18 protein-coding genes and 1 pseudogene are annotated in these 24,711 nt (G+C 70.1%); 7 read left to right on the top strand and 12 right to left on the bottom strand.

The annotated features are described in order from the left end of the window. Nucleotides 1-12 precede the first annotated feature (12 nt). Entirely contained in the window at nucleotides 13-1,083 is a 1,071-nt protein-coding gene (locus tag ASF44_RS20700; protein WP_369820945.1) for an HD-GYP domain-containing protein, read from the top strand. Between the two features lie 99 nt (nucleotides 1,084-1,182). Further along, a complete protein-coding gene (locus ASF44_RS20695; RefSeq protein ID WP_056901118.1) occupies nucleotides 1,183-2,058 on the top strand; it encodes an RNA polymerase sigma-70 factor in 876 nt (291 codons plus the stop codon). Nucleotides 2,059-2,107: 49 nt separating this feature from the next. Here the strand turns inward: ASF44_RS20695 and ASF44_RS20690 are convergent. The 11 genes and pseudogenes from ASF44_RS20690 to ASF44_RS20640 all read right to left on the bottom strand — a co-directional run. Further along, nucleotides 2,108-3,133: pseudogene (locus tag ASF44_RS20690) on the bottom strand (acetyl-CoA C-acetyltransferase); the annotation flags it as partial. A 152-nt stretch (nucleotides 3,134-3,285) separates the two neighbouring features. Further along, entirely contained in the window at nucleotides 3,286-4,899 is a 1,614-nt protein-coding gene (locus ASF44_RS20685; RefSeq protein WP_056901117.1) for an alpha/beta hydrolase, read from the bottom strand. 10 nt (nucleotides 4,900-4,909) lie between these two features. Next, on the bottom strand, nucleotides 4,910-6,244 hold the full coding sequence (locus tag ASF44_RS20680) for an NAD(P)/FAD-dependent oxidoreductase (RefSeq protein ID WP_056901116.1): 1,335 nt from the start codon (nucleotides 6,242-6,244) through the stop codon (nucleotides 4,910-4,912). A gap of 16 nt (nucleotides 6,245-6,260) precedes the next feature. Next, entirely contained in the window at nucleotides 6,261-7,670 is a 1,410-nt protein-coding gene (locus ASF44_RS20675) for a dicarboxylate/amino acid:cation symporter (RefSeq protein WP_056901115.1), read from the bottom strand. 9 nt (nucleotides 7,671-7,679) lie between these two features. Continuing rightward, nucleotides 7,680-9,974 (bottom strand): NADP-dependent malic enzyme, encoded by a 2,295-nt coding sequence (locus ASF44_RS20670; protein ID WP_056901114.1) that lies wholly within the window; start codon nucleotides 9,972-9,974, stop codon nucleotides 7,680-7,682. A 30-nt stretch (nucleotides 9,975-10,004) separates the two neighbouring features. Next, nucleotides 10,005-10,784: an alpha/beta fold hydrolase gene (locus ASF44_RS20665; RefSeq protein ID WP_056901113.1), complete on the bottom strand. Its 780-nt coding sequence runs from the start codon at nucleotides 10,782-10,784 to the stop codon at nucleotides 10,005-10,007. Nucleotides 10,785-10,795: 11 nt separating this feature from the next. Then, a complete protein-coding gene (gene lpdA / locus ASF44_RS20660) occupies nucleotides 10,796-12,553 on the bottom strand; it encodes a dihydrolipoyl dehydrogenase (protein WP_056901112.1) in 1,758 nt (585 codons plus the stop codon). A gap of 8 nt (nucleotides 12,554-12,561) precedes the next feature. Beyond that, nucleotides 12,562-14,148 (bottom strand): dihydrolipoyllysine-residue acetyltransferase, encoded by a 1,587-nt coding sequence (gene aceF, locus ASF44_RS20655; RefSeq protein WP_056901111.1) that lies wholly within the window; start codon nucleotides 14,146-14,148, stop codon nucleotides 12,562-12,564. Between the two features lie 11 nt (nucleotides 14,149-14,159). Next, nucleotides 14,160-16,832: a pyruvate dehydrogenase (acetyl-transferring), homodimeric type gene (gene aceE / locus ASF44_RS20650; RefSeq protein WP_056901110.1), complete on the bottom strand. Its 2,673-nt coding sequence runs from the start codon at nucleotides 16,830-16,832 to the stop codon at nucleotides 14,160-14,162. A 242-nt stretch (nucleotides 16,833-17,074) separates the two neighbouring features. Next, nucleotides 17,075-17,656 carry a chromate transporter gene (locus ASF44_RS20645; RefSeq protein ID WP_056901109.1) on the bottom strand — a complete coding sequence of 194 codons (582 nt, stop codon included), beginning with the start codon at nucleotides 17,654-17,656 and terminating at the stop codon, nucleotides 17,075-17,077. Beyond that, nucleotides 17,653-18,243: a chromate transporter gene (locus ASF44_RS20640; RefSeq protein ID WP_056901108.1), complete on the bottom strand. Its 591-nt coding sequence runs from the start codon at nucleotides 18,241-18,243 to the stop codon at nucleotides 17,653-17,655. The genes ASF44_RS20645 and ASF44_RS20640 overlap by 4 nt, the downstream gene beginning before the upstream one ends. A 107-nt stretch (nucleotides 18,244-18,350) precedes the next feature. Between ASF44_RS20640 and ASF44_RS20635 the strand changes: the two genes are divergently transcribed. Further along, a complete protein-coding gene (locus ASF44_RS20635) occupies nucleotides 18,351-19,097 on the top strand; it encodes an acetoacetate decarboxylase (protein ID WP_056901107.1) in 747 nt (248 codons plus the stop codon). Nucleotides 19,098-19,139: 42 nt separating this feature from the next. Continuing rightward, complete coding sequence (locus ASF44_RS20630) at nucleotides 19,140-19,925, top strand: 3-hydroxybutyrate dehydrogenase (RefSeq protein WP_056901106.1); 786 nt, start codon at nucleotides 19,140-19,142, stop codon at nucleotides 19,923-19,925. Nucleotides 19,926-19,928: 3 nt separating this feature from the next. On the opposite strand, the gene ASF44_RS20625 is transcribed toward ASF44_RS20630, so the two are convergent. Continuing rightward, a complete protein-coding gene (locus tag ASF44_RS20625) occupies nucleotides 19,929-21,284 on the bottom strand; it encodes a CitMHS family transporter (protein ID WP_056901105.1) in 1,356 nt (451 codons plus the stop codon). Between the two features lie 180 nt (nucleotides 21,285-21,464). Between ASF44_RS20625 and ASF44_RS20620 the strand changes: the two genes are divergently transcribed. From ASF44_RS20620 to ASF44_RS20610, 3 genes are read left to right on the top strand one after another with little or no spacing between them, the layout of a single operon-like run. Next, entirely contained in the window at nucleotides 21,465-22,151 is a 687-nt protein-coding gene (locus tag ASF44_RS20620) for a response regulator transcription factor (RefSeq protein WP_056901104.1), read from the top strand. After that, nucleotides 22,148-23,608 carry a sensor histidine kinase gene (locus ASF44_RS20615; protein WP_056901103.1) on the top strand — a complete coding sequence of 487 codons (1,461 nt, stop codon included), beginning with the start codon at nucleotides 22,148-22,150 and terminating at the stop codon, nucleotides 23,606-23,608. Before ASF44_RS20620 ends, ASF44_RS20615 begins: the two co-directional genes overlap by 4 nt. Then, a complete protein-coding gene (locus ASF44_RS20610; protein WP_162243855.1) occupies nucleotides 23,605-24,711 on the top strand; it encodes an ABC transporter substrate-binding protein in 1,107 nt (368 codons plus the stop codon). Before ASF44_RS20615 ends, ASF44_RS20610 begins: the two co-directional genes overlap by 4 nt.

Raw genomic sequence — 24,711 nt, 5'->3', positions numbered from 1 at the left:
GCCAAGCCCACCGTGCTGGTCGTGGACGACACGCCGGACAACCTGTCGCTGATGAGCGCGCTGCTCAAGGACCTGTACAAGGTCAAGGTGGCCAACCACGGCGAGCGCGGCCTGCGCATCGCCAACGCCGAGCCGCCSCCGGACCTGATCCTGCTGGACATCATGATGCCGGACATCGACGGCTACGAGGTCTGCGCGCGGCTCAAGGCCGAGCCGCGCACGCGCGACATCCCGGTGATCTTCCTGACCGCGCGCTCGGAGGTGGAGGACGAGACGCGCGGGCTGGAGCTGGGCGCGGCCGACTACATCACCAAGCCCATCAGCCCGCCCATCGTGCTGGCGCGCGTGCAGGCGCACCTCACGCTGAAGGCCCATGCGGACTTCCTGCGCGACAAGAGCGCCTACCTGGAGCAGGAGGTGGCCAAGCGCACGGCCGAGGTGCAGGCCATCCAGGACGTGACCATCATGGCCATGGCCTCGCTGGCGGAGACGCGCGACAACGAGACCGGCGCGCACATCCGGCGCACCCAGCTGTACGTGCGCCGCCTGGCCGAGCAGCTCAAGGCGCATGCGCGCTTTGCCGGCTTCCTGAGCGAGCGCACCATCGAGCTGCTGTACAAGTCCGCGCCGCTGCACGACATCGGCAAGGTGGGCATCCCGGACAACATCCTGCTCAAGCCCGGGCGGCTCACGCCCGAGGAGTTCGAGACCATGAAGAGCCACACCACGCTGGGGCATGCGGCCATCGCGGAGGCCGAGCAGCGCCTGGGCATGAAGGTGGACTTCCTGTCGCTGGCCAAGGAGATCGCGCTGAGCCACCAGGAGAAGTGGGACGGCTCGGGCTACCCGCAGGCGCTGGCCGGCGATGCCATTCCCGTGTCGGCGCGGCTGATGGCGCTGGCCGACGTGTACGACGCGCTGATCAGCAAGCGGGTGTACAAGCCGGCGTTCCCGCACGAGCAGGCGGTGCGCATCGTGGTGGAGGGGCGCGGCAAGCACTTCGACCCGGACGTGGTCGATGCCTTCCTGGCCGTGGCCGAGGACTTCCGTACCATCGCGGAAACCCACCGCGACGAGGAGTGANGGGCGCGGCAAGCACTTCGACCCGGACGTGGTCGATGCCTTCCTGGCCGTGGCCGAGGACTTCCGTACCATCGCGGAAACCCACCGCGACGAGGAGTGATGCAGGCGCCACCGAACGACCCTTTTGCAGCCGCGCGCCCCAAGCTGTTCTCCATCGCCTACCGCATGCTCGGCACGCGCGCCGATGCCGAAGACACGGTACAGGACGCCTGGCTGCGCTGGCACGGCAGCGACCGCGCGGCCGTGCAGTCGGCCGAGGCCTGGCTGGTCACGACCGTCACGCGGCTCGCGCTCGACCGGCTGCGTGCGGCCAAGGCCGAGCGCGAGGCCTATGCGGGCTTCTGGCTGCCCGAGCCGCTGGTCGAACTGGACGAGCGCACGCCAGAGGCCGCCGCCGAGCAGGCCGGCGAGCTCTCGGTGGCGATGATGTGGGTGCTGGAACGCCTGGCGCCCGAGGAACGCGCGGCCTACCTGCTGCGCGAGATGTTCGACCAGGACTATGCCGACATCGCCGCCCTGCTGGACAAGAGCGAGGCCGCCTGCCGCCAGCTCGTGCACCGTGCCAGCGAACGCGTGCAGCGCGAGCAGCCGCGCTTTGCCGTGCCGCGCGAGGCGCACCTGCGCGTGCTGCAGCGCTTCGTCGTGGCCGCGCGCAGCGGTGCGCGCGACGCGCTGCAGGCGCTGCTGGCCGAGAACGCCGAGCTGATCGGCGACGGTGGTGGCAAGGTGCCGTCCTTCGGCAAGGTGCTGCAGGGCGCGTTCCGCATCGCCAACCTGTTCTTCGCGACCTTCCGGCGCGCGCCGGATGCGGTCGTCTACCGCATCGCCACCGTCAACGGCGAACCCGGGCTGCTGCGCTATGTCGAAGGCCGGCTGGAATCGGCCCAGGCCTTCGTGACGGACGGCGAGAAGATCCTGCAGATCTACGCCGTGCGCAACCCCGACAAGCTGCGCGCGCTGCCGCAGCAGCCCTGAAAGCAGAAACGGGCCCGCAGGCCCGTCCTCCATGGTGCAGCGCGGCCGGTCAGCGCTCGATGGTCAGCGCCACGCCCATGCCGCCGCCGATGCACAGCGAGGCGATGCCCTTCTTGGCGTTGCGCCGGCCCATCTCGTGCAGCAGCGTGACCAGGATGCGGCAACCGGACGCACCGATCGGGTGGCCGATGGCGATCGCCCCGCCGTTCACGTTGATCTTGCTGGTGTCCCAGCCCATCTCGTTGTTGACGGCGCAGGCCTGCGGGGTCAGGCCCAGCGCTGCGGCCTTCTTGGCCGTCATGACGACCACGCCGGCGGCGCCGTCGTTGATGCCCGAGGCGTTGCCGGCCGTCACGCCGCCGGCCTTGTCGAAGGCCGGGCGCAGGCCGGCCAGGGCTTCGGCCGTGGTCTTCTTGTTGATGAACTCGTCGGCGGCGAACACCACCGGGTCGCCCTTCTTCTGCGGGATCGTGACGGGCACGATCTCGTCCTTGAACTTGCCGGCTTCCTGGGCGGCCGCGGCCTTTTGCTGGCTGGCCAGCGCGAAGGCGTCCTGCGCCTCGCGGCTGATGCTGTACTGCTTGGCCACGTTCTCGGCGGTGATGCCCATGTGGTACTGGTTGTACACGTCCCACAGGCCGTCGGTGATCATGGTGTCGGTCATCTTCCAGTCGCCCATGCGCTGGCCGTCGCGCGAGCCCAGCAGCACGTGCGGGGCGGCGCTCATGTTCTCCTGGCCGCCGGCGATCACGATGTCGCTGTCGCCCCAGGCCACGGCCTGGGCGGCCAGCATCACGGCCTTCAGGCCCGAGCCGCAGACGGCGTTGATGGTCAGGCCGGGCGTGGACTTGTCCAGGCCGCTCTTGACGACGGTCTGGCGCGCCGGGTTCTGGCCCGCGCCGGCGGCCAGCACCTGGCCCAGGATGACTTCGCCGACCTGGCCGGTCTCGAGCTTTGCGCGCGCGAGCAGTTCGCGCACGACGGTGGCGCCCAGCTCGGGCGCGGCGATCTTGGCCAGGCTGCCGCCGAACTTGCCGACGGCGGTGCGGGTGGCTGCGACGATGACGATGTCTTCNCACGACGGTGGCGCCCAGCTCGGGCGCGGCGATCTTGGCCAGGCTGCCGCCGAACTTGCCGACGGCGGTGCGGGTGGCTGCGACGATGACGATGTCTTCTGACATGGGAGAGTCTCCTTGGGGTTGCGGATGAAAAACGGAAGCGGTGGCCTCAGGCGGCCTTGGTCTTGACATAGCGCCCGGGGGCGGGTTCGATGGCGGGATGGCTGGCATTGCCCGGCGTGCGGCGCGCCGCCACCTGGGGGCCGGCATGCGTGGCCAGCCAAGTGCTCCAGGCCGGCCACCAGCTGCCGTCCTGGCTCTCGGCCTGGTCCAGCCAGGCGCCGGCGTCGGCGGCCAGCGCGCCGGTCCAGTGGTTGCGTTTCTTCTTCTCGGGCGGGTTGATCACGCCGGCGATGTGGCCGCTGGCACCCAGCACGAACCGCACGTCGCCGCCCAGCAGCTGCGTGCCGGTGTAGGCGGTCTGCCAGGGCACGATGTGGTCCTCGCGCGAGGCGTAGACGAAGGCCGGCGCGGCGATGGCCGACAGGTCGACCGGCACGCCGCACTGCACCGTGCCGCCGGGCTCGCGCAGCTTGTTCTCAAGATACGTGTTGCGCAGGTACCAGCAGTACATGGGGCCGGGCAGGTTGGTGTCGTCGCCGTTCCAGTACAGCAGGTCGAAGGCCGGCGGTGCCTTGCCCTTGAGGTAGCCGTTCACCACGTAGGGCCAGATCAGGTCGTTGGCGCGCAGCGCGGCGAACACGGTGGCCAGCTCGCGGCCCTTCATGAGGCCGCCGCGGCCGATGCTGGCCTCGCGCTGGGCCACCGTGGCCTCGTCCACCATCAGCCCCAGCTCGCCGGTGTCGGAGAAGTCGAGCATGGTCGTCAGCAGCGTGAGGCTGGCGGCCGGCTGCTCGCCGCGCGCGGCGGCCACGGCCAGCGCGCTGGCCAGCAGCGTGCCGCCGATGCAAAAACCCAGCGTGTTCACCCGGTCGGCGCCGCTGATGGCCTGCGCCACGGCAATGGCCTGCAGCACGCCTTGCGCCACATAGTCGTCCCACTGCAGGCCGCCCTGTTCGGCCCCCACGTTGCGCCAGGACACGAGGAACACCGTGTGCCCCTGCGCCACGGCGTAGGCCACGAGCGAGTTGTCCGGCTGCAGGTCGAGGATGTAGAACTTGTTGATGCAGGGTGGCACGATCACGAGCGGGCGCCTGTGCACCTTGGTGGTTGTCGGCGCGTACTGCACGAGCTGCATGAGCTCGTTCTCGAACACGACGCTGCCCGGGCTGGTGGCCACGTTCTCGCCCACGGCGAAGGCCTGGTCGTCGGACATGGAGACGCGGCCCTTGGCGATGTCGGCCATCAGCAGGCGCGCGCCCTCGACCAGGCTGGCGCCGCCGCTGTCCAGCGCGGCCTGCCATGCTTCGGGGTTGGTGGCCAGGCAGTTGGCCGGGCTCATGGCGTCCAGCACCTGGCGCAGCGCGAAGTCCCACTGGCCCTTGCTGCGCGCGTCCAGCGGCGCGGCCTGCAGCGCGTTGCGCATCAGGGCTGAGAACTGCAGGTAGCCCTGCGACAGCTGGGCGAAGCGCGGGTCGCGCTGCCAGGGCCCGGCGGCGAAACGGCGGTCTGCCGCGGGCGGGGCCGGTGCGCTTGCGGCCGAAGGCGCCAGGCTGGCGGACCAGAAGGCCTGCATCTGCTCCAGGCCCTGCTGCCAGGCCTGGGCCGCGGGCGCGGCATTCCACCACGGTGGGGTGGCGAGGGGATTCTTGGGGTCGGTCATGGGGTGGGTTTCAGTGCAGCTTGACGTGCGGCTCGGTGCGCCGTGTGATGAGGCGGGCCAGCGTGTCCAGCGCCACCTTGGTGGCGCCATGCAGAGCCAGCTCGTGCATCTTGTAGAGCGAGACGTACATGACGCGGGCGAACCAGCCTTCCACCATGAGGCTGCCGCCGATGAGGCCGCCCATCATGTTGCCCACGGTGCTGAACTCGCCCAGCGAGACCAGCGAGCCGAAGTCGCGGTAGCGGTAGGGCTGGAGCGGCTGGCCGGCCATGCGCCGCCTGACCTGCGCCGCCATGTGCGATGCCTGCTGGTGCGCGGCCTGCGCACGCGGCGGAACGAAGCCGCCCTGGCCGCCGTTGGCCTCGGGCCAGGCGCATTGGGCGCAGTCGCCGATGGCGAACACGTTCTCGTCGCGCGTGGTCTGCAGCGTGGGCAGCACGGCCAGCTGGTTGCTGCGGTTGGTCTCCAGGCCGGCGATGCCCTGCAGGAAGTCGGCCGCCTTCACGCCGGCGGCCCACACGACGAGCTCCGCCGGCAGCACCCGGCCGTCGGCCAGGCGCACGCCGTTCGGCTCCACCGCCGCCACCTTCGCGCCGGTGTGCACGTCCACGCCCAGTTCGCGCAGCAGCTTCTCGGTGGCGGCCGAGATGCGGGCGGGCAGGGCGGGCAGCACGCGGTCGGCCGCCTCGATCACGCTGACCTGGATGTCCTTCTCGGCGTCCACGCGGTCCAGCCCGTAGGCCACCACCTCGCGCGTCGTGCGGTGCAGTTCGGCCGCCAGCTCCACGCCGGTGGCGCCGGCGCCGATGATGGCCACGTGCAGCTGCTCGGGGCCCAGCGGCGTGGCCTGTGCATGGGCGCGGATGCAGGCGTTGACCATGCGCGCATGGAAGCGCTGGGCGTCGGCCTTGGATTCGAGCCGCATCGCATGCTCGCGCACACCCGGCGTGCCGAAGTCGTTGGACAGGCTGCCGATGGCCAGCACCAGCGTGTCGTAGCCGAAGCTGCGCGCGGGCGTGACCAACCGGCCTTCGTCGTCCAGGTAGGGCGCGACCTGCACCTCGCGCTTGTCGCGGTCGATGCCGGTCAGTTCGCCCAGACGGAACCGGAAGTGGTGCCAGTGCGCCTGGGCCAGGTAGTCCACCTCGTGCGCGCCCATGTCCATGCTGCCCGAGGCGATCTCGTGCAGCTTGGGTTTCCACACATGGGTGCGGTTCTTGTCGATGAGGACGACCTCGGCCCGGCCACGCTTGCCGAGCTGGTCGCCCAGCCGCGTGGCCAGTTCCAGGCCACCGGCACCGCCGCCGACGATGACGATGCGGTGCTTGTCCTTGGGGTTGCTCATGGCGGCAGCTGTGAACTCAGCGTGCCGGGGCTGCCGGCATGTGGTGCTCCACCTTGTCGAGCACGGCCTCGGGCGCGTCGGCCAGGTCCGGCGTCTCGTTGTTCAGGATGCGCGTCATGCGCTCCGTGTCCAGGTCGTTGGTCCACTTGGCCACCACCACGGTGGCCACGCCGTTGCCGATCAGGTTGGTCAGCGCGCGGGCTTCGGACATGAAGCGGTCGATGCCCAGGATCAGCGCGAGGCCGGCCACCGGCACATGGCCCACGGCCGACAGCGTGGCCGCCAGCACGATGAAGCCCGAGCCCGTGACGCCGGCGGCGCCCTTGGACGTCAGCAGCAGCACCAGCAGCAGCGTGATCTGGTGCGTGATGTCCAGCGGCGTGTTGGTGGCCTGGGCGATGAACACCGCGGCCATGGTCAGCAGCAGCGTGATCTGGTGCGTGATGTCCAGCGGCGTGTTGGTGGCCTGGGCGATGAACACCGCGGCCATGGTCAGGTAGATGCTGGTGCCGTCCAGGTTGAACGAATAGCCCGTGGGCACCACCAGGCCGACCACCGACTTGCGGGCGCCCAGGTTCTCCAGCTTGGCCATCATGCGCGGCAGCACCGATTCGCTGGACGAGGTGCCCAGCACGATCAGCAGTTCTTCCTTGATGTACTTGATGAACTTCCAGATCGAGAAGCCGTGGAAGCGCGCGATGCCGCCCAGCACCACGAAGATGAACAGCAGGCAGGTGGCATAGAACGTGGCCATCAGCTGCCCCAGCTGCAGCAGCGAGCTGACGCCGTACTTGCCGATGGTGAAGGCCATGGCACCGAAGGCGCCGATGGGCGCGACCTTCATGATGTAGCCCACGATCACGAACAGCACGTGCGAGAACTTTTCGATGAAGTCGAACACCAGCGTGCCGCGCCCGCCGAACTTGTGCAGCGCGAAGCCGAACATCACGGCGAACAGCAGCACCTGCAGGATCTCGCCCTTGGCGAAGGCGTCCACCACGGTGTTGGGGATCACGTGCAGGATGAAGTCCACCGTGCCCTGCATCTGGCCGGGCTTGGTGTAGGCCGCGACCGAGTTGGCGTCGAGCTGGCTCACGTCCACGTTCATGCCCGCGCCGGGCTTGACGATGTTGATGATCACCAGCCCGACCACCAGCGCGATGGAACTGACGATCTCAAAATACAGCAGCGCCAGCCCGCCGGTCTTGCCGACCGCGATGCCGACCACCACCGTGCAGAAGATGATGGGCGCGATGATCATCTTGATCAGCTTGATGAAGCCGTCGCCCAGCGGCTTCATGGCGGCGCCGGTCTCGGGCCAGAAGTGGCCCAGCAGCACGCCGATCACGATGGCCGTGATGACCTGGAAGTACAGGCTCTTGTAGAAGGGTTGCGGTACGGGTTGGTGGTCCACGGGTGTCTCCATTGGTGTTGTTCAGGCGCCGGGGCGCTGCGCGTTCGCGTCGACGACGGCCAGCGCGGTCATGTTGACGATGCGGCGCACGGTGGAAGACGGCGTGAGGATGTGGACCGCGCGGTCCGCCCCCAGCAGGATGCCGCCCACGGTGATGCCGCCGCCGGCCGCGATGCGCAGCAGGTTGTAGGAGATGTTGGCCGCGTCCACGTTGGGCATGACCAGAACGTTGGCCTCGGTCACCAGCGCGGAATCGGGAAACTCGCGGTCCAGGATGGGCTTGGACAGCGCCGCGTCGCCGCGCATCTCGCCCTCCACGGCCAGGGTCGGGTCAGCCGCCTGGATCAGTGCCAGCGCCTCGCGCATCTTGAGGGCCGCGGGTGCATCCGAGCCGCCGAAGTTCGAGTGCGACAGCAGCGCCACGCTGGGCGTGACGCCGAAACGCCGGACCGCCTCGGCCGCCATCAGCGCGATCTCGGCGACCTGGGCGGCGTCGGGGTCGCGGTTCACGTGCGTGTCGCAGATGAACAGCTGGCGGCCCGGCAGCATCAGCATCTGCATGGCGGCCATGGTCTTGCTGCCGGGGCGCAGGCCGATCACGTCGCGCACATGGCGCAGGTGTTCGCCGTAGCCGCCCAGCGTGCCGCACAGCATGGCGTCGGCCTTGCCCTGACGCACCAGCATCGCGGCGAGCAGCGTGCTGCGGCTGCGCATGTAGGCCTGGGCCACCTCGCGCGAGATGCCTTCGCGCCGCTTGAGCGCGTAGTACGCCACGGCCGCCTCGCCGTGCACGCCCTGGTCCTGCGGGTCGATGGCTTCGCAATCGGTGCCCAGCGTGAGCCGCAGACCGAACTGCGCGATGCGCTCGGCGATCACGTCGGGCCGGCCCAGCAGCAGCGGGCGGGCCAGGGCCTCGTCCACCACCACCTGCGCGGCGCGCAGCACGCGCTCGTCCTCGCCCTCGGCGTACACCACGCGCTTGGGCGCGTTCTTGGCGGCGGCGAACAGCGGCTGCATGCTGCTGCCGGACTGGTAGACGAACTGGCTCAGCCGCTGGCGGTAGGCGCGCATGTCGGCAATCGGCCGCGAGGCCACGCCGCTGTCCATCGCGGCCTGGGCCACGGCGGGCGCCACGGCTTCGATCAGGCGCGGGTCGAAGGGCTTGGGGATCAGGTAGTCGCGGCCGAAGCGCAGGCCCACGGCGCCGTAGGCCTGGGCCACGACCTCGGGGATCTCGGCGTGCGTGAGGTCGGCAATGGCGCGCACGGCGGCCAGCTTCATCTCCTCGTTGATCGTGGTGGCGCCCACGTCCAGCGCGCCGCGGAAGATGAAGGGGAAACAGAGGACGTTGTTGACCTGGTTCGGATAGTCCGAACGGCCCGTGCCCAGGATCGCGTCGGGCCGCACGGCCAGCGCGTCCTCCGGCAGGATCTCGGGCGTGGGGTTCGCCATCGCCAGGATGATGGGGTCGCGCGCCATCGCCTTGACCATCTCGGGCTTGAGCACGCCGCCGGCCGACAGGCCCAGGAAGATGTCGGCGCCGCCGATGATGTCGGCCAGCTTGCGGGCCGAGGTGTCCTGCGCGTAGCGCTCCTTGTTCGGGTCCATCTGCTCCTTGCGGCCCGCGTACACCACGCCCAGGCTGTCGGACACGAAGATGTTGCGCATCGGCAGGCCCAGGCTCACGATCAGGTCCAGGCAGGCGAGCGCCGCGGCACCAGCGCCCGAGGCCACCAGCTTGACGTCGGCCAGGTCCTTCTTCACGTGGCGCAGCGCATTGAGGATGGCGGCCGCCGCCACGATGGCCGTGCCGTGCTGGTCGTCGTGGAACACCGGGATCTTCATGCGCTCGCGCAGCTTCTTCTCGATGTAGAAGCACTCGGGCGCCTTGATGTCTTCCAGGTTGATGCCGCCGAAGGTGGGCTCCATGCGCGCGATGGTGTCGATCAGCGCGTCGGGGTCGTTCTCGGCCAGCTCGATGTCGAACACGTCGATGCCGGCGAACTTCTTGAACAGGCAGCCCTTGCCTTCCATGACCGGCTTGCCGGCCAGCGGGCCGATGTTTCCGAGGCCCAGCACCGCCGTGCCGTTGGTGATCACGGCCACCAGGTTGGCGCGCGAGGTGAGGTTCATGGCCTCGGCCGGGTCGCGCACGATCTCCATGCAGGCGTCGGCCACGCCGGGCGAGTAGGCCAGCGCCAGGTCGCGCTGCGTGGCCATGGGCTTGGTCGGGTTGACCGAGATCTTGCCCGGCGTGGGGTAGCGGTGGTAGTCGAGTGCGGCGTCGCGAAGGGAGGGCAGGGATTCGTCGGACATGGAGGTTCCTGTTGTTGTGGTTCGGGAAGGTCAGTGCGCGCCGGCCAGCCAGTCCTGCAGCGCGCGCAGCAGCGCGGCGGGCTGGTCGGCATGCACCCAGTGACCGGCGTCGGGGATGGAGAGCAGCCTGGCCCGCGGGAACAGCGCCCGGATGCGCGGCACCGCGGCGGGCGGCACGTAGTCGGAATCGGCGCCGTGCACGAACAGCGCCGGGCCGTCGTAGCGGCGCGTCGCCAGCGCATCGGGAAAACCGCACAGCGTCCCCATGCACATGCTCGTGGCCATGAGGTTGATGCGCCAGTCGAAGCGCTCGCCGTGGCGGCGCAGGTTCTGCAGCAGGAAGTCCACCGGCGCGTTCGGCCCCAGCCGCGTGGCCAGCGCCTGCTGCAGCTCGCGCCGGCTGGTGGCGGCGGCGACATCGAGGCTGCGCATCGCGGCCACATAGCTGCTGAACTGGTCGGCGTAGGCCTGCGGCGCGATGTCGATGACGGCCAGCGCGCCGATGGCCTGTGGCTGCGCCAGCGCGAGGGCCATGGCGGTCTTGCCGCCCATGCTGTGGCCGACCACCACAGGCTGCTGCAGCCCCTCGCGTTCGATCAGCGCCGCGACGTCGCCCGCCATCTCGGGGTAGGACATGCTCTCGGCCCAGGGCGAGGCGCCGTGGTTGCGCGCGTCGGGCAGGATGACGCGGTAGTGCGCGGCCAGCGCCTGCGCCAGCTGCGTCCAGTTGCGCCCCGCGCCGAACAGGCCGTGCAGGATCACCACGGGCGGGCCCGCGCCCAGGGATTCGAAAGCAAGTTCCACCGGCATGGCGTGGGGGCCTATTTCTTCTTCTGCGGCGGCAGGTCGGTGCAGTGGCCTTCGAACACCTCGGCCGCCATGCCGATGGATTCGCCCAGCGTGGGGTGCGGGTGGATGGTCTTGCCGATGTCGCCGGGCTCGCAGCCCATCTCGATGGCCAGGCACACCTCGCTGATCAAATCGCCCGCGTGCGTGCCCACGATGCCGCCGCCCACGATGCGGTGCGTGGCCTCGTCGAACAGCAGCTTGGTGAAGCCCTCGTCGCGGCCGTTGGCAATGGCCCGGCCCGAGGCGGCCCAGGGGAACACCGCCTTGCCGACCTGGAGGCCCTCGGCCTTGCACTGCTCCTCGGTCTTGCCGGCCCAGGCGACCTCGGGATCGGTGTAGGCGACGGACGGGATCTGCCGCGCATCGAAGAAAGCCGGCGCGCCGTGCGCGGCCTCGGCCGCCACGTGGGCTTCGTGCACGGCCTTGTGCGCCAGCATGGGCTGGCCGACCACGTCGCCGATGGCGAAGATGTGCGGCACGTTGGTGCGCATCTGCTTGTCGACGTTGATGAAGCCGCGGTCGGTCACGGCCACGCCGGCCTTGTCCGCCGCGATCTTCTTGCCGTTGGGGCTGCGGCCCACGGCCACCAGCACGAGGTCGTAGACCTGTGGCTCTTTCGGCGCCTTCTCGCCTTCGAAGCTGACCTCGATGCCGGCGGGCGTGGCCTTGGCGCCGACCGTCTTGGTCTTGAGCATCACGTGGTCGAAGCGCGGCGCGTTGACCTTCTCCCATACCTTCACGAGGTCGCGGTCCGCGCCCTGCATCAGCCCGTCCAGCATCTCCACCACGTCGATGCGCGTGCCCAGCGTGGAGTAGACGGTCGCCATCTCCAGCCCGATGATGCCGCCGCCTACCACCAGCATGCGTTTGGGGATGGACTTGAGCAGCAGCGCGCCGGTGGAATCGACCACGCGCGCGTCCTCGGGCATGAAGGGCAGCTTCACGGCCTGCGAGCCGGCCGCGATGATGGCCTTGGCGAACTTGACGACCTTCTTCGCGCCGCCCTCGGCGACCACTTCGACATGGTGCGCGTCGAGGAAGCTGCCCACGCCCGTCACCACCTCGACCTTGCGCGCCTTGGCCATGCCGGCCAGGCCGCCGGTGAGCTTCTTGATCACGCCGTCCTTGAAGCCGCGCAGCGCGTCGATGTCGACCTCCGGCGCCGCGTACTTGATGCCGTGGTGGCCCAGGTTCTTGACCTCGTCCATCACGGCCGCCGTGTGTAGCAGCGCCTTGGACGGGATGCAGCCCACATTCAGGCAGACGCCGCCCAGGGTGGCGTAGCGCTCGACCAGCACGGTCTTCATGCCCAGGTCGGCGCTGCGGAAGGCGGCGGAGTAGCCGCCGGGACCGGCGCCCAGGACGAGCACTTCGCATTCCACATCGGCCTTGCCGGCGTAGCTGCCGGCCTGGGGTGCAGGCGCGGCGGCCCCGGGTGCCGGCGCTGTCGCAGCAGGCGCCGGGGCCGGCGCGGGTGCGGGCGCAGCAGCGCCCGCCGTCTCGACCACGAGCACCACCGTGCCCTCGCTGACCTTGTCACCCAGCTTGACCTTGAGCTCCTTGACCGTGCCGGCATGGCTGGACGGAATCTCCATCGACGCCTTGTCCGACTCCACCATCAGCAGCCCCGTGTCCACCGCGATGACTTCACCGGGTTGGACCAGCAGCTCGATGACGGCCACATCCTTGAAGTCCCCGATGTCGGGGACCTTGACTTCGACCAATGCCATGGGGAACCTCAGAAGAGAACACGCCGCAGGTCGGCGAGCACGTTGGCGAAATGCACGTTGAAGCGCGCGGCGGCGGCGCCGTCGATCACGCGGTGGTCCCAGGACAGGGACAGTGGCAAGGTCAGGCGTGACGTGTACGTCTTGCCATCGCTGGAGTGCTGCTTCCAGTAGCTCTTGCACACGCCCATGATGGCCACCTCGGGCGCATTGATGATGGGCGTGAAGTAGATGCCGCCGATGCCGCCCAGCGAGCTGATGGTGAAGGTGCCGCCCGACATCTGGTCGGGCTTCAACTTGCCGTCGCGCGCCAGCTTGGCCAGCTCGCCCATCTCCTTGGCGATCTCGGGAACGGTCTTCTGGTCCACGTCGCGGATCACCGGCACCATGAGGCCGTTCGGCGTGTCGGCCGCGAAACCGATGTGCCAGTAGTTCTTGAGCACCAGTGCGTCGCCGTCCAGGCTGGCGTTGAACTCGGGGAACTTCTTGAGCGCCGAGACGGCCGCCTTCATCATGAAGGGCAGCATGCTGATCTTGACGCCGGACTTCTCGAGCTCCTTGTTCATCTGCACGCGGAATTGTTCGAGGTCGGTGATGTCGGCCTCGTCGTGCGTGGTGACGTGCGGGATGACGACCCAGTTGCGGTGCAGGTTGGCGCCCGAGATCTTCTTGATGCGCGAGAGCTCCTTGCGCTCCACGGGGCCGAACTTGGCGAAGGCGACCTTGGGCCAGGGCAGCATGTCGAGGCCGCCACCACCGCCGCCGGATACGGGCGCGGAGGCCGGCTTCGCCGCGGCGGGGGCAGCCGCCGCACCTCCCCCCCTGGCGAAGGCCTCCACGTCTGCGCGCACGATGCGGCCATGCTCGCCTGTTCCCTTCACGTGGCCCAGGTTCACGGAGAGTTCACGCGCCAGCTTGCGCACGGCCGGGCCGGCGTAGGCCAGTGCGAATGCGGTCTCGTCGATGGCGGTGCTGGCGGCTGCAGCGGTCGGGGCCGCAGCCACAGGCGCAGCAGCGGGTGCGGGAGCAGCAGTGGCAGCCGGCGCATCGCCCGTCGCCAGCTCCAGCACCACCGAGCCCTGGCTCACCTTGTCGCCCACCTTCAGCGCAATGGACTGCACCACGCCCGACAGCGGCGCCGGCACGTCCATGGTGGCCTTGTCGGACTCCAGCGAGATGATGGGCTGTTCGGCCTTCACCGTGTCGCCCACCTTCACGAAGATCTCGATGACCGGGATGTCCTTGAAGTCACCGATGTCGGGCACGCGCACCTCGGCCACACCCGCGGGTGCGCTGGTGGCCGACGGCGGCGCCGTCACGCTGGGTTTGGCGGCCTCGGCCGGCGCGGCTGCCGCACCTTCTGCCTGGAACGTCATGATCACGCTGCCCTGGCTGACCTTGTCGCCCAGCTTCACGCCAATGGACGCGACCACGCCGCCCTGCGGCGCAGGCACTTCCATGGTGGCCTTGTCGGATTCGAGCGAGATCAGCGGGTCTTCGGCCTTCACGGTGTCGCCGACCTTCACGAAGATCTCGATGACGGGGATGTCGGTGAAGTCGCCGATGTCCGGCACCTGGATGTCGATGGTGTTGCTCATGTCGTCGTGCCTCACACGGTCCATGGGGCGGCGCGCTCGGCGTCCAGCCCGTACTTCGTGATCGCCTCGGCCACGACGGCGGGCTTGATCACCCCGTCGTCGGCCAGCGCCTTCAGCGCGGCCACCGCCACGTGCCAGCGGTCGACCTCGAAGAAGCGGCGCAGCTTCTTGCGGTAGTCGCTGCGGCCGAAGCCGTCCGTCCCCAGCACGGTGTAGCGCCGGCCGGCGGCCTGCACGTACTCGCGCACCTGGTCGGCGTAGTTGCGCATGTAGTCGGTGGCGGCGATGACCGGGCCATCGTGGCCTTGCAGGCATTGCTCCACATAGCTCTTGCGCGCGGGCTCGGTGGGGTGCAGCCGGCTCCAGCGCTCGGCGGCCATGCCGTCGCGGCGCAGCTCGTTGTAGCTGGTGGCGCTCCACACGTCGGCGGCGACGCCGAAGTCGTTCTTGAGCAGCTCGGCCGCGAACATCACCTCGCGCAGGATGGTGCCGCTGCCCATCAGCTGCACGCGGTGGCCCTTCTTCTTCTCCTTGCCGCCATCGCTGAGCTGGTACAGGCCCTTCAGGATCCCCGCCTCGCTGCCCTCGGGCATGCCGGGGTGCGGGTAGTTTTCGTTCATGAGGGTGATGTAGTAGTACACGTCCTCCTGGTCGGCGTACATGCGCCGCATGCCGTCGCGCACGATGGCCACCACTTCATACGCGAAGGTCGGGTCGTAGCTGATGCAGTTGGGGATCGTGCCGGCCAGGATGTGGCTGTGGCCGTCTTCGTGCTGCAGGCCTTCGCCGTTCAGCGTGGTGCGGCCGGCCGTGCCGCCCAGCAGGAAGCCCCGCGCGCGGATGTCGCCGGCCAGCCAGGCCAGGTCGCCCACGCGCTGCAGCCCGAACATCGAGTAGTAGATGTAGAACGGGATCATGGGCACGTTGTTCGTGCTGTACGAGGTGGCGGCCACGATCCAGCTGGACATGGCGCCGCCCTCGTTGATGCCCTCCTGCAGCACCTGCCCGTCCTTGGACTCGCGGTAGTACATGAGCTGGTCGGCGTCCTGCGGCTTGTAGAGCTGGCCGAGCGAGGACCAGATGCCGAGCTGGCGGAACATGCCTTCCATGCCGAAGGTGCGCGACTCGTCGGGCACGATGGGCACCACGTGCTTGCCGATGTTCTTGTCGCGCACGAGGGTGCCCAGCATCTGCACGAAGGCCATGGTGGTGGAGATCTCGCGCTCGCCGGTGTCCTTGAGCAAGCGCTCGAAGGTGGCCAGCGGCGGGATCTCCAGCGCGGTGGACTTCTGCCGGCGCGCGGGCAGGTAGCCGCCCAGGGCGGCACGCCGCGCCTTCAGGTACTGCATCTCCGGGCTGTCGTCCGGCAGCTTGATGAAGGGCATGTTGGGCAGGTCCGCGTCGGAGACGGGGATCTGGAACCGGTCGCGGAAGCCGCGCAGCGCGTCCTGCGTCATCTTCTTGGCCTGGTGGGCGATCATCTGGCCTTCGCCCGATTCGCCCATGCCGTAGCCCTTGACGGTCTTGGGCAGGATCAGGGTGGGCTGGCCCGTGTGCTTGACGGCCGCGGCGTAGGCGGCGAACACCTTCTCGGGGTCGTGGCCGCCGCGCGTGAGGCCCCAGATCTCGTCGTCGCTCATGTCTGCCACGAGTGCGCGGGTCTCCTCGTACTTGCCGAAGAAGTGCTCGCGCACGTAGGCGCCGCTCTTGCTCTTGAAGTCCTGGTACTCGCCGTCCACGCACTCTTCCATGCGCTGCAAGAGCTTGCCGCTCTTGTCAGCGGCGAGCAGCTTGTCCCAGCCGCTGCCCCACAGCACCTTGATCACGTTCCAGCCGGCGCCGCGGAACACGGACTCCAGCTCCTGCACGATCTTGCCGTTGCCGCGCACCGGGCCGTCCAGGCGCTGCAGGTTGCAGTTGATGACGAAGACCAGGTTGTCCAGGCTCTCGCGGCCCGCCAGCGAGATCGCGCCCAGCGATTCGGGCTCGTCCATCTCGCCGTCGCCCATGAAGGCCCAGACCTTGCGCGGCGCCGTGTCGGCCAGGCCCCGGCCGTGCAGGTACTTCAGGAAGCGCGCCTGGTAGATGGCCATCAGCGGGCCCAGTCCCATGGACACGGTGGGGAACTGCCAGAAGTCCGGCATCAGCCAGGGGTGCGGGTACGAAGGGATGCCGTTGCCGTCGGCCTCTTGCCGGTAGTTCAGCAGTTGTTGCTCGCTGAGCCGGCCTTCTAGAAAGGCGCGGGCGTAGATGCCGGGCGAGCTGTGGCCCTGGATGAACAGCAGGTCGCCACCGTGCGTGTCGGTGGCGGCATGCCAGAAGTGGCCGAAACCGATGTCGTACAGCGTGGCGGCGGACTGGAAGCTGGCGATGTGGCCGCCCAGTTCGCTCGAATCCTTGTTGGCCCGCAGGATGATGGCCATGGCGTTCCAGCGGATGATGGAGCGCAGCCGGTGCTCGATGGCGCGGTCGCCGGTGGTTTTTTCTTCCTTCTCTGGCGGAATGGTGTTCTTGTAGGCCGTGTTGAGGGATTTGGGCACGTACAGGCCGTCGCGCCGGCCCACGTCGACGAGGCGGTTCAACAGGTCATTGGCGCGCTCGGGGCCGCGGTGCTGCTGCACCGCGCCAAGCGCGTCCAGCCACTCGCCGGTTTCTAGGGGATCGGGGTCACCCATCATGCTCATTGCTCGTCTCCTGGTGTCGGGCTGCGTCGGCGTCGGATGGCGCGGACGGCCGTTCCATGGAGCAATGCGCATGCCACGCGCAGGTGCGCGGTGGCAAGCAATCAAGTCATTGTTTTGCTTGATTTTTTTTCGGCGATCCGCGCGCGGCAAACCGACGATCCGGCAAGTCGGGGTCCGGGCGATCCGGACTGCCGGACAGGCGGCTAATGGCTAACCCTAGGGTCTCGGGCCCGGCCGTTGGCCTAGAGCCAGCCGAACGCGCCGAGCAGCGCGCCCGCGCCCAGCAGCCACAGCAGATGCAGCCGCGTGCGCCAGACCACGACAGCCACCACGGCCGTCAGCAGCCACAGCCGCCAGTTCTGCGCCGCCGCGCCCTGGGTGCCGGCCAGCACCCAGCCGGTGGCGATGAGCAGCGCCACGACGATGGGCGCCATGCCGGCCTTGAAGGCGCGCACGCTGCGCCGGTGCCGGTTGCGGTGGCCCCACTGCGCGCTGAGATAGGTCAACGTGGAGCTGGGCAGCAGCACGCCGACCATGGTGACCGTGAGCCCCAGCGCCGCCGTGGCATAGCCGCCCGCGTTGAGCCCCACGTTCCAGCCCATCAGCGCGACGAACAGCACGTTGGGCCCCGGCGCGGCCTGGGCGATGGCGATGGAGGCGCTGAACTGCGGGTCGGTCAGCCAATGCTGGCGGTCGACCAGGAAGCGGTGCATGTCGGGCGCCGTGGTGATGGCCCCGCCCACGGCCAGCAGCGACAGCGTGGCGAAGTGCAGGAACAGCGACAGCCAGTCGGCCGCGCCCAGGGAGAGCAGCGGCCCCGTCATGGCGCAAGCCGGCGCCAGGCCAGCACGCTGGCCAGCGCGCCCAGGCCGAACAGCACATAGGCCAGCGGCCAGCGCAGCAGCGCGATGCCCACGAAGCACAGCAGCCCGAACGCAGCGCACAGGCCGCGCCCCAGCACGTTGCTGCGCAGCGCCCCGACCAGCTTGATGCCGGTGGCCATGATCAGGCCGGCGGCCACCGCGCCCATGCCGCGCAGCGCGCCGGCCATGTGCGGGTCGTCGGCGAAGTGCGTGTAGCCCAGCGCCAGCAGCAGCACCACCACCAGCGGCGCCAGCAGCATGCCGGCCAGCGCGGCCAGCGCACCGGGCAGGCCGAAGTAGCGGGCGCCGATCATCATCGACAGGTTCACCACGTTGGGCCCCGGCATGATCTGCGCGACGGCCCATTCCTCGACGAATTCGTCGCGGCCCAGCCAGCGTTTTTTCTCGACCAGCTCGCGCTGCACCACGGCCAGCACGCCGCCGAAGCCTTGCAATGCGAGCCAGGTGAACGAGAGGAAGAGGTCGGTCTTGGAGCTCGGCTGCGCGAGGGTGCCGGCTGTTTGCGGCTCGGGATCGGGGGCGGGCATGGCGCGAATTATCCCGGGCCGCGGCGGCGCGCAGCGCGGCCGGCGTTTTCAGTTTCGTCTAAGTCTCGCGGCGCAGAGTGGGGGCTCTCTCCCACAGGAAGCCACCGATGAAAACCGAAGACGTGCGCCGCGCATTCGCGATGCCGGCCACCAGCCCCGCGTTCCCTTGCGGCCCCTACCGCTTCGTGCGCCGCGAGTTCGTGGTCATCACCTACCGCACCGACATGGACGCGCTGCGCGCCGTGGTGCCCGAGCCGCTGGAGGTGGCCGAGCCCTTGGTCAAGTACGAGTTCATCCGCATGCCGGACTCCACGGGCTTTGGCGACTACACCGAGTCGGGCCAGGTGATCCCGGTGCGGCTGCGCACGGCCAAGGGCCTGGAGCAGGGCGCCTATGTGCACGCCATGTACCTGAACGACCACCCGCCGATCGCCGGCGGCCGCGAGCTCTGGGGCTTCCCGAAGAAGCTGGCCACGCCGGTGCTGGACTACGAGACCGACACCGTGGTGGGCACGCTGGACTACGGCAAGGTGCGCGTAGCCACCGCCACCATGGGCTTCAAGCACCGCACGCTGGAGCACGGCCCCATCCTGGCATCGCTGGCCCAGCCTAACTTCCTGCTCAAGGTCATTCCGCACGTGGACGGCTCGCCGCGCATCTGCGAGCTGGTGCGCTACCACATGGTCGACATCCAGCTGCACGGCGCCTGGTCCGGCCCGGCTGCGCTGGAACTCCACCCGCACGCGCTGGCGCCGGTCGCCGACCTGCCGGTGCGCAAGGTGGAGTCGGCCGTGCACTACATCGCCGACATGACGCTCGCGCTCGGCACGGTCGAGCACGACTACCTGGCCTGAACCCACTCCACGCTCCCCCCAACACACACCGAGGACACCACCATGCAACAGCTCAAGAACAAGGTCGCCTACATCACCGGATCGGCCAGCGGCATCGGCAAGGAGATCGCGACGGTCTTCGCCCGCGAGGGCGCCGACATCGTCGTCGCCGACCTCAACAAGGCGGCGGCCGACGCCACTGCCGCACAACTGCGCGACCTTGGCGTGCGCGCCATGGGCGTGGCCGTCGACGTGACGGACGAGGCCCAGGTCGAGGCCTCGGTGGAGCAAGCCGCCACGGCCTTCGGCGGCATCGACATCCTGGTCAGCAACGCCGGCATCCAGATCGTGCACCCGGTCGAGGAATTCAGCTTCGCCGACTGGAAGAAGATGCTGGCCATCCACCTGGACGGCGCCTTCCTCACCACGCGCGCCTGCCTGAAGCGCATGTACGCCCAGGGCCGCGGCGGCAGCGTGATCTACATGGGCTCGGTGCACTCCAAGGAGGCCTCGCTGCTCAAGGCGCCCTACGTGACGGCCAAGCACGGCCTGGTCGGCCTGTGCAAGACCGTGGCCAAGGAGGGTGCCGCGCACGGGGTGCGCGCCAACGTGATCTGCCCGGGCTTCGTGCGCACGCCGCTCGTGGAGAAGCAGATTCCGGAGCAGGCCAGGACACTGGGCATCAGCGAGGCCGAGGTCGTCAAGAACGTGATGCTCAAGGAGACGGTGGACGGCGAGTTCACCACCACCGACGACGTGGCCCGGGTGGCGCTGCTGTTCGCGGGCTTCCCGACCAATGCGCTGACCGGCCAGTCGCTGGTGGTCAGCCACGGCTGGTTCATGCAATGAATGTCATGGCGCGGTCGCCGCGAACGGGAACACGCCCAGCAGCAGGCACGCCGCCATGAGCACTAGCGACACCAGCACCGCCCACTTGAGCGTGAAGCGCTGGTGGTCGCCGAAGTCCACGCCGGCCAGGCCCACGAGCAGGTAGGTCGAGGGCACCAGCGGGCTCAGCAGGTGCACGGCCTGGCCGATCAGCGAGGCGCGGGCCATCTCGACCGGCGTGACGCCGTACTCGGCAGCGGCCTGCGTCAGGATGGGCAGCACGCCGTAGTAGAAGGCGTCGTTGGACATGAAGAAGGTGAACGGCATGCTGGCGATGGCCGTGATGGGCGCGAAGTACGGGCCCATCGACGGCGGGATCACGGCCAGCAGGCTGCGCGACATCGCCTCCACCATGCCGGTGCCCGACAGGATGCCCGTGAAGATGCCGGCCGCGAAGATCAGCGAGACCACGGCCACGACGTTGCCGGCGTGGTTGGAGATGCGCCGGCGCTGCTCGGCCAGGTCGGGGTAGTTGATGACCAGCGCGATGGCGAACGCGATCATGAACAGCACCGGCAGTGGCAGCACGCCCAGCACCAGGCAGGCCATCAGCGCCAGCGTCAGCAGGCCGTTGACCCAGCGCAGGTGCGGGCGGCGCACGTCCTCGTCGCTGGTCTGCTCGGGCGGCAGGCGCCGGTCCTCGTCCTCGGTGATGTCGGCCGCCACCTGCTGCGGCGCGAAGCCGACCGCGCCCGTCAGCACCGAGTAGCCCAGGCGGCGGCGCTCGCGCAGGCCGAGCCAGAAGGCCACGGCCATGAGGCCCATGAGCGCGATGGCGATGGGTGCGACCAGCGGCACGAAGACATCGCCCACGTCCAGGTGCAGCGCACTGGCGGCGCGTGCCGTCGGGCCGCCCCAGGGCGTGAGGTTCATGAGGCCGCTGGCGATCAGCGCCACGCAGGTCAGGCTCAGCGGGTTCATGCGCAGGCGCTTGTACAGCGGCAGCATCGAGGCCACGGTGATCATGTAGGTGGTCGAGCCGTCGCCATCGAGCGAGATCACGGCCGCCAGCACGGCCGAGCCCATCACCACCTTGAGCGGGTCGCCGCCCGCCGCGCGCAGGATGCGGTCGACGATGGGGTCGAACAGGCCGGCGTCGATCATCACGCCGAAGTACAGGATCGCGAACATCAGCATGATGCCGGTCGGCGCGATCTTGCGGATGCCGTCCAGCATCATCGGCCCCAGCCCCGCGTGGAAGCCACCGACCAGTGCGAAGACAATCGGCACCAGCGTGAGCGCGACCAGCGGCGACAGCCGCTTGCTCATGATCAGAACCATGAACGTCATCACCATGCCGAAGCCCAGAATGGTCAGCATGTCTCTTCTCCTCGCATCGGTGCAGTCTCCTGGCTTGCGCGCGCAGGTCTGCGCGCTGACGAAAAGCCGGGAGCTTAGGAAGCCAGCCTGTCGCGCCCTTGTCATGGCGTCCAAGGGTAAACCCGGTATGGGGAACGACGTACGCGCGGGCGCGGCCCGGCGCCGGGGAGCGCCGGGCTGATGCGCGTGCTGCTCGTGGAAGATGCGCCGGACCTGGCCGACGCGGTGCTGCGGCGCCTGCGCCGCCTGGGCCACGCGGCCGACTGGCAGGCCGATGGCCGCGACGCCGATGCGCTGCTGCACCACCATGCCTTCGACCTCGTGGTGCTCGACATCGGCCTGCCGCGCATGGACGGCACCGAGATCCTGGCGAACCTGCGCGCGCGCGGCGACAAGACGCCCGTGCTCATGCTCACGGCGCGGGCCGACATCGAGGACCGCGTGGCCGCGCTGGACAGCGGCGCAGACGACTACCTGGCCAAGCCCTTCGACTTCCGCGAGTTCGAGGCCCGCTGCCGCGCCCTGCTGCGCCGGCCCCAGGGGCAGGCCGAGGCGGTGCTGCGCATCGGCCAGCTCAGCATCGACACCGCGGCCCGGCGCGTGAGCCTGGGCGATGCGGTGCTGGAACTGCCCAACCGCGAGTTCAGCCTGCTGGAGATCCTGGTCGGCCGGCTGGGCCGCGTGGTCACGCGCGAGGAGATCGCGGCCAAGCTGTTCGGCTTCGACGACGAGGCCGGGCCCAACGCCATCGACCTCTACGTGGGCCGGCTGCGGCGCAAGATCGGCGAGGGCGGCCTGCGCATCGCCACGGTGCGCAGCGTGGGCTACCTGGCAGAGGCCGCGCCGCAGGACGACGCCTGCCCATGAGCATGGCCTTGCCCGCCGTGGCCGTGCACGGCAGCATCCGCCGCCGGCTGCTGGCCACGCTGGGCGGGCTGTTCGTCGCGGCCATGGTGGTGCTGGCCATCGCGGCCCAGGCCTATGGGCGGCGCGCCGCCGACCTCTCGTTCGACCGGCTGCTGGCCGCCTCGCTGCTGGCCATGGGCGAGGCCACGGTGGTCGACCGCGGCCGCTGGGACATGGACCTGCCCTACGCCGCGCTCGACCTGCTGGGCCAGGCGCAGGACGACCGCGTCTTCTACAGCCTGCGCGCGCCCGATGGCACGGTGGTGACGGGCTACGACGACCTGCCGCTGCCGCCGGCGCCCTTGCAGCGCGAGGCCGAGCGGCGCGCCGTCCACGCGCTCGGCGCGCAAGACCTGCGGCCCGTGTTCTTCGATGCCGTCTACCGCGGCGCGCCCGTGCGTTTCGCCGTCGCCAGCCACTGGGCCGCCGGCGCCGGCGGCCCCGGCCAGGCCTGGCTGCAGGTCGGCCAGACGCGCACGGCCCGCGACGCGCTGGCGGCCGACATCACGCGCAATGCCATGGGCGCCATCGCGCTGCTGACGCTGGCCGCGCTGGCCCTGTGCGCCTGGGGCGTGCAGCGTGCGCTGGCGCCGGTGGAGCGGCTGGGCCGCGAGATCGGCGCGCGCGCCGCATCCGACCTGCAGGCCATCGCCACTCCCGTGCCGCGGGAGATGGCGCCCGCCGTCGGCGCGTTGAACGGCTTCATGGCGCGCCTGGCCGACAACCTGGACGCGCTGCGCGTGTTCATCGCCGAGGCCGCGCACCAGATGCGCACGCCGCTGGCCTCGCTGCGTGCCCAGGCGCAGATGGCGCTGGACGAGCCCGACGCGACCGAGCAGCGCCGCGGCCTGGTCGCCGTGGAGAGGAATGCGGCGCGGCTCACGCGGCTGCTCAACCAGCTGCTGGCCGACGCCAGCGTGTCCCACCGCGGCAGCCTGGGCCGTTTCGAGCCGGTCGACCTGGCCCAGGTGGTCCGCGAGGCCTTGCACGAGACCATGCCGCGCGCCGAGCCGCAGCCCGTGGTGCGCGCCGACCTGCCGGCGGCCCCGGCCTGGCTGCGCGGCGACGCGCTGATGCTGCGCGAGGCGGTGAAGAACCTGCTCGACAACGCGCTGCGCCACGGCGCGCCGCCGCTCGGCGAGGACGAGGCGCCGACGCAGATCGACGTGCGGCTGCACGCCGAGGGCGGCGGCTGGCGGATCGGCGTGGGCGACCGCGGGCCGGGCCTGGACGCCGCGGCCTTGCCCGGGCTGTTCGAGCGCTTCACGCGCGGGCCCGGCGCGCGGCCGGGCGGGGCAGGGCTGGGGCTGGCCATCGTGCGCCGCGTGGTCGAGCGCCACGGTGGGCGCGCCGAGGTGCGCCTGCGCGCGGGGGGCGGGCTCGAACTGCTGCTGTGGCTGCCGGGCATGGCGCCGTGACCGCGTTGAACCGCCGCCATTGGCTGGCCGCCGCCCTCGGCGGGTGCGCGGGCCAGGGCCACGCGCTCGACCTGGCGCACCGGGCCACGCCGGCCCGCGCGCCCTATGCCGACGCCGTGGCCGACCTGCCGCCCTTGCGCCAGGCCGCCGACGGCACGCGGCCGGCGCTGTCCATCATCGGCACGACCGACGTGCCGATCTTCCTCGCGGTGCTGCGCGCCTACCAGCAGCAGCACCCGTCGGTGGCCATCCGCTACGAGGAGTTCTCGACCCAGGGCCTGTACGACCACATGGTCCGGGACCGGGCCCAGGCCCCGGCGGTGGACATGCTCGTCAGCAGCAGCATGGACCTGCAGGCGCGGCTCGTGAACGACGGCTACGCCCAGCCCCACCAGTCGGCCGAGACGGCCGCGGTACCGGCCTGGGCGCGCTGGCGCAACGAGGTGTTCGGCTTCAGCGCCGAGCCGCTCGTCATGGCCTACGACACGCGGCGCTTCGCGGACGGCACGGCGCCGACCACGCGCCAGGCCTTGCTGGAGCTGCTGCGCGACCCGGCGCGGCCGCTGGCGCGCCGCGTGGGCACCTACGACCTGCAGGCCAGCGGCATCGGCTACCTGGCGGCCACGCAGGACGCCCGCATCGACGCGGGCGCGGGCGCACTGCTGGCGGCGCTGGTGGACAACCAGGCGCTGCGCGCCGAACACGCCTCGCAGCTGCTCGATGCGGTGGCTGCGGGCCGCATCGCCATCGCCTACAACCTGCCGGCCTCCTATGTGCAGGCCCGCATCGCGGCTGGCGAGCCCATCGGCATGGTGCTGCCGCGCGACTACACGCTGGTGCTGGCGCGCACGGCCATCGTGCCGCGCAGCGCGCCGCATGTGCAGGAAGCCAAGCGCTTCCTCGACTACCTGCTGTCGCGCGCGGGCCAGCAGGTGCTGGCGCAGCAGGCGCGCATCCTGCCGATCCGCGACGACGTGGCCGCCGCCGGGCGCCCGGCCGGCCCGCTGCGGCCGATCCCGCTGGGGCCGGGCCTGCTGGTCTACCAGGACCGGCGCAAGCGCGAGCGCTTCCTGCAGGCCTGGGCCGCACGGCCGCCGGCCTGA

This window comes from Pseudorhodoferax sp. Leaf274 (genome assembly GCF_001422445.1).
Taxonomy (GTDB): domain Bacteria; phylum Pseudomonadota; class Gammaproteobacteria; order Burkholderiales; family Burkholderiaceae_C; genus Pseudorhodoferax.
Note: the sequence above shows the minus strand (reverse complement) of the source record. Positions and strands in the feature narration are given on the sequence as shown.

What these genes read in the sequence shown, in the direction of transcription:
- ASF44_RS20695 (WP_056901118.1), top strand. Translation starts at nt 1,183, where the DNA reads ATGCAGGCGCCACCGAACGACCCTTTTGCAGCCGCGCGCCCCAAGCTG.
- ASF44_RS20685 (WP_056901117.1), bottom strand. Translation starts at nt 4,899, where the DNA reads ATGACCGACCCCAAGAATCCCCTCGCCACCCCACCGTGGTGGAATGCC.
- ASF44_RS20680 (WP_056901116.1), bottom strand. Translation starts at nt 6,244, where the DNA reads ATGAGCAACCCCAAGGACAAGCACCGCATCGTCATCGTCGGCGGCGGT.
- ASF44_RS20675 (WP_056901115.1), bottom strand. Translation starts at nt 7,670, where the DNA reads ATGGAGACACCCGTGGACCACCAACCCGTACCGCAACCCTTCTACAAG.
- ASF44_RS20670 (WP_056901114.1), bottom strand. Translation starts at nt 9,974, where the DNA reads ATGTCCGACGAATCCCTGCCCTCCCTTCGCGACGCCGCACTCGACTAC.
- ASF44_RS20665 (WP_056901113.1), bottom strand. Translation starts at nt 10,784, where the DNA reads ATGCCGGTGGAACTTGCTTTCGAATCCCTGGGCGCGGGCCCGCCCGTG.
- lpdA (WP_056901112.1), bottom strand. Translation starts at nt 12,553, where the DNA reads ATGGCATTGGTCGAAGTCAAGGTCCCCGACATCGGGGACTTCAAGGAT.
- aceF (WP_056901111.1), bottom strand. Translation starts at nt 14,148, where the DNA reads ATGAGCAACACCATCGACATCCAGGTGCCGGACATCGGCGACTTCACC.
- aceE (WP_056901110.1), bottom strand. Translation starts at nt 16,832, where the DNA reads ATGAGCATGATGGGTGACCCCGATCCCCTAGAAACCGGCGAGTGGCTG.
- ASF44_RS20645 (WP_056901109.1), bottom strand. Translation starts at nt 17,656, where the DNA reads ATGACGGGGCCGCTGCTCTCCCTGGGCGCGGCCGACTGGCTGTCGCTG.
- ASF44_RS20640 (WP_056901108.1), bottom strand. Translation starts at nt 18,243, where the DNA reads ATGCCCGCCCCCGATCCCGAGCCGCAAACAGCCGGCACCCTCGCGCAG.
- ASF44_RS20635 (WP_056901107.1), top strand. Translation starts at nt 18,351, where the DNA reads ATGAAAACCGAAGACGTGCGCCGCGCATTCGCGATGCCGGCCACCAGC.
- ASF44_RS20630 (WP_056901106.1), top strand. Translation starts at nt 19,140, where the DNA reads ATGCAACAGCTCAAGAACAAGGTCGCCTACATCACCGGATCGGCCAGC.
- ASF44_RS20625 (WP_056901105.1), bottom strand. Translation starts at nt 21,284, where the DNA reads ATGCTGACCATTCTGGGCTTCGGCATGGTGATGACGTTCATGGTTCTG.
- ASF44_RS20620 (WP_056901104.1), top strand. Translation starts at nt 21,465, where the DNA reads ATGCGCGTGCTGCTCGTGGAAGATGCGCCGGACCTGGCCGACGCGGTG.
- ASF44_RS20615 (WP_056901103.1), top strand. Translation starts at nt 22,148, where the DNA reads ATGAGCATGGCCTTGCCCGCCGTGGCCGTGCACGGCAGCATCCGCCGC.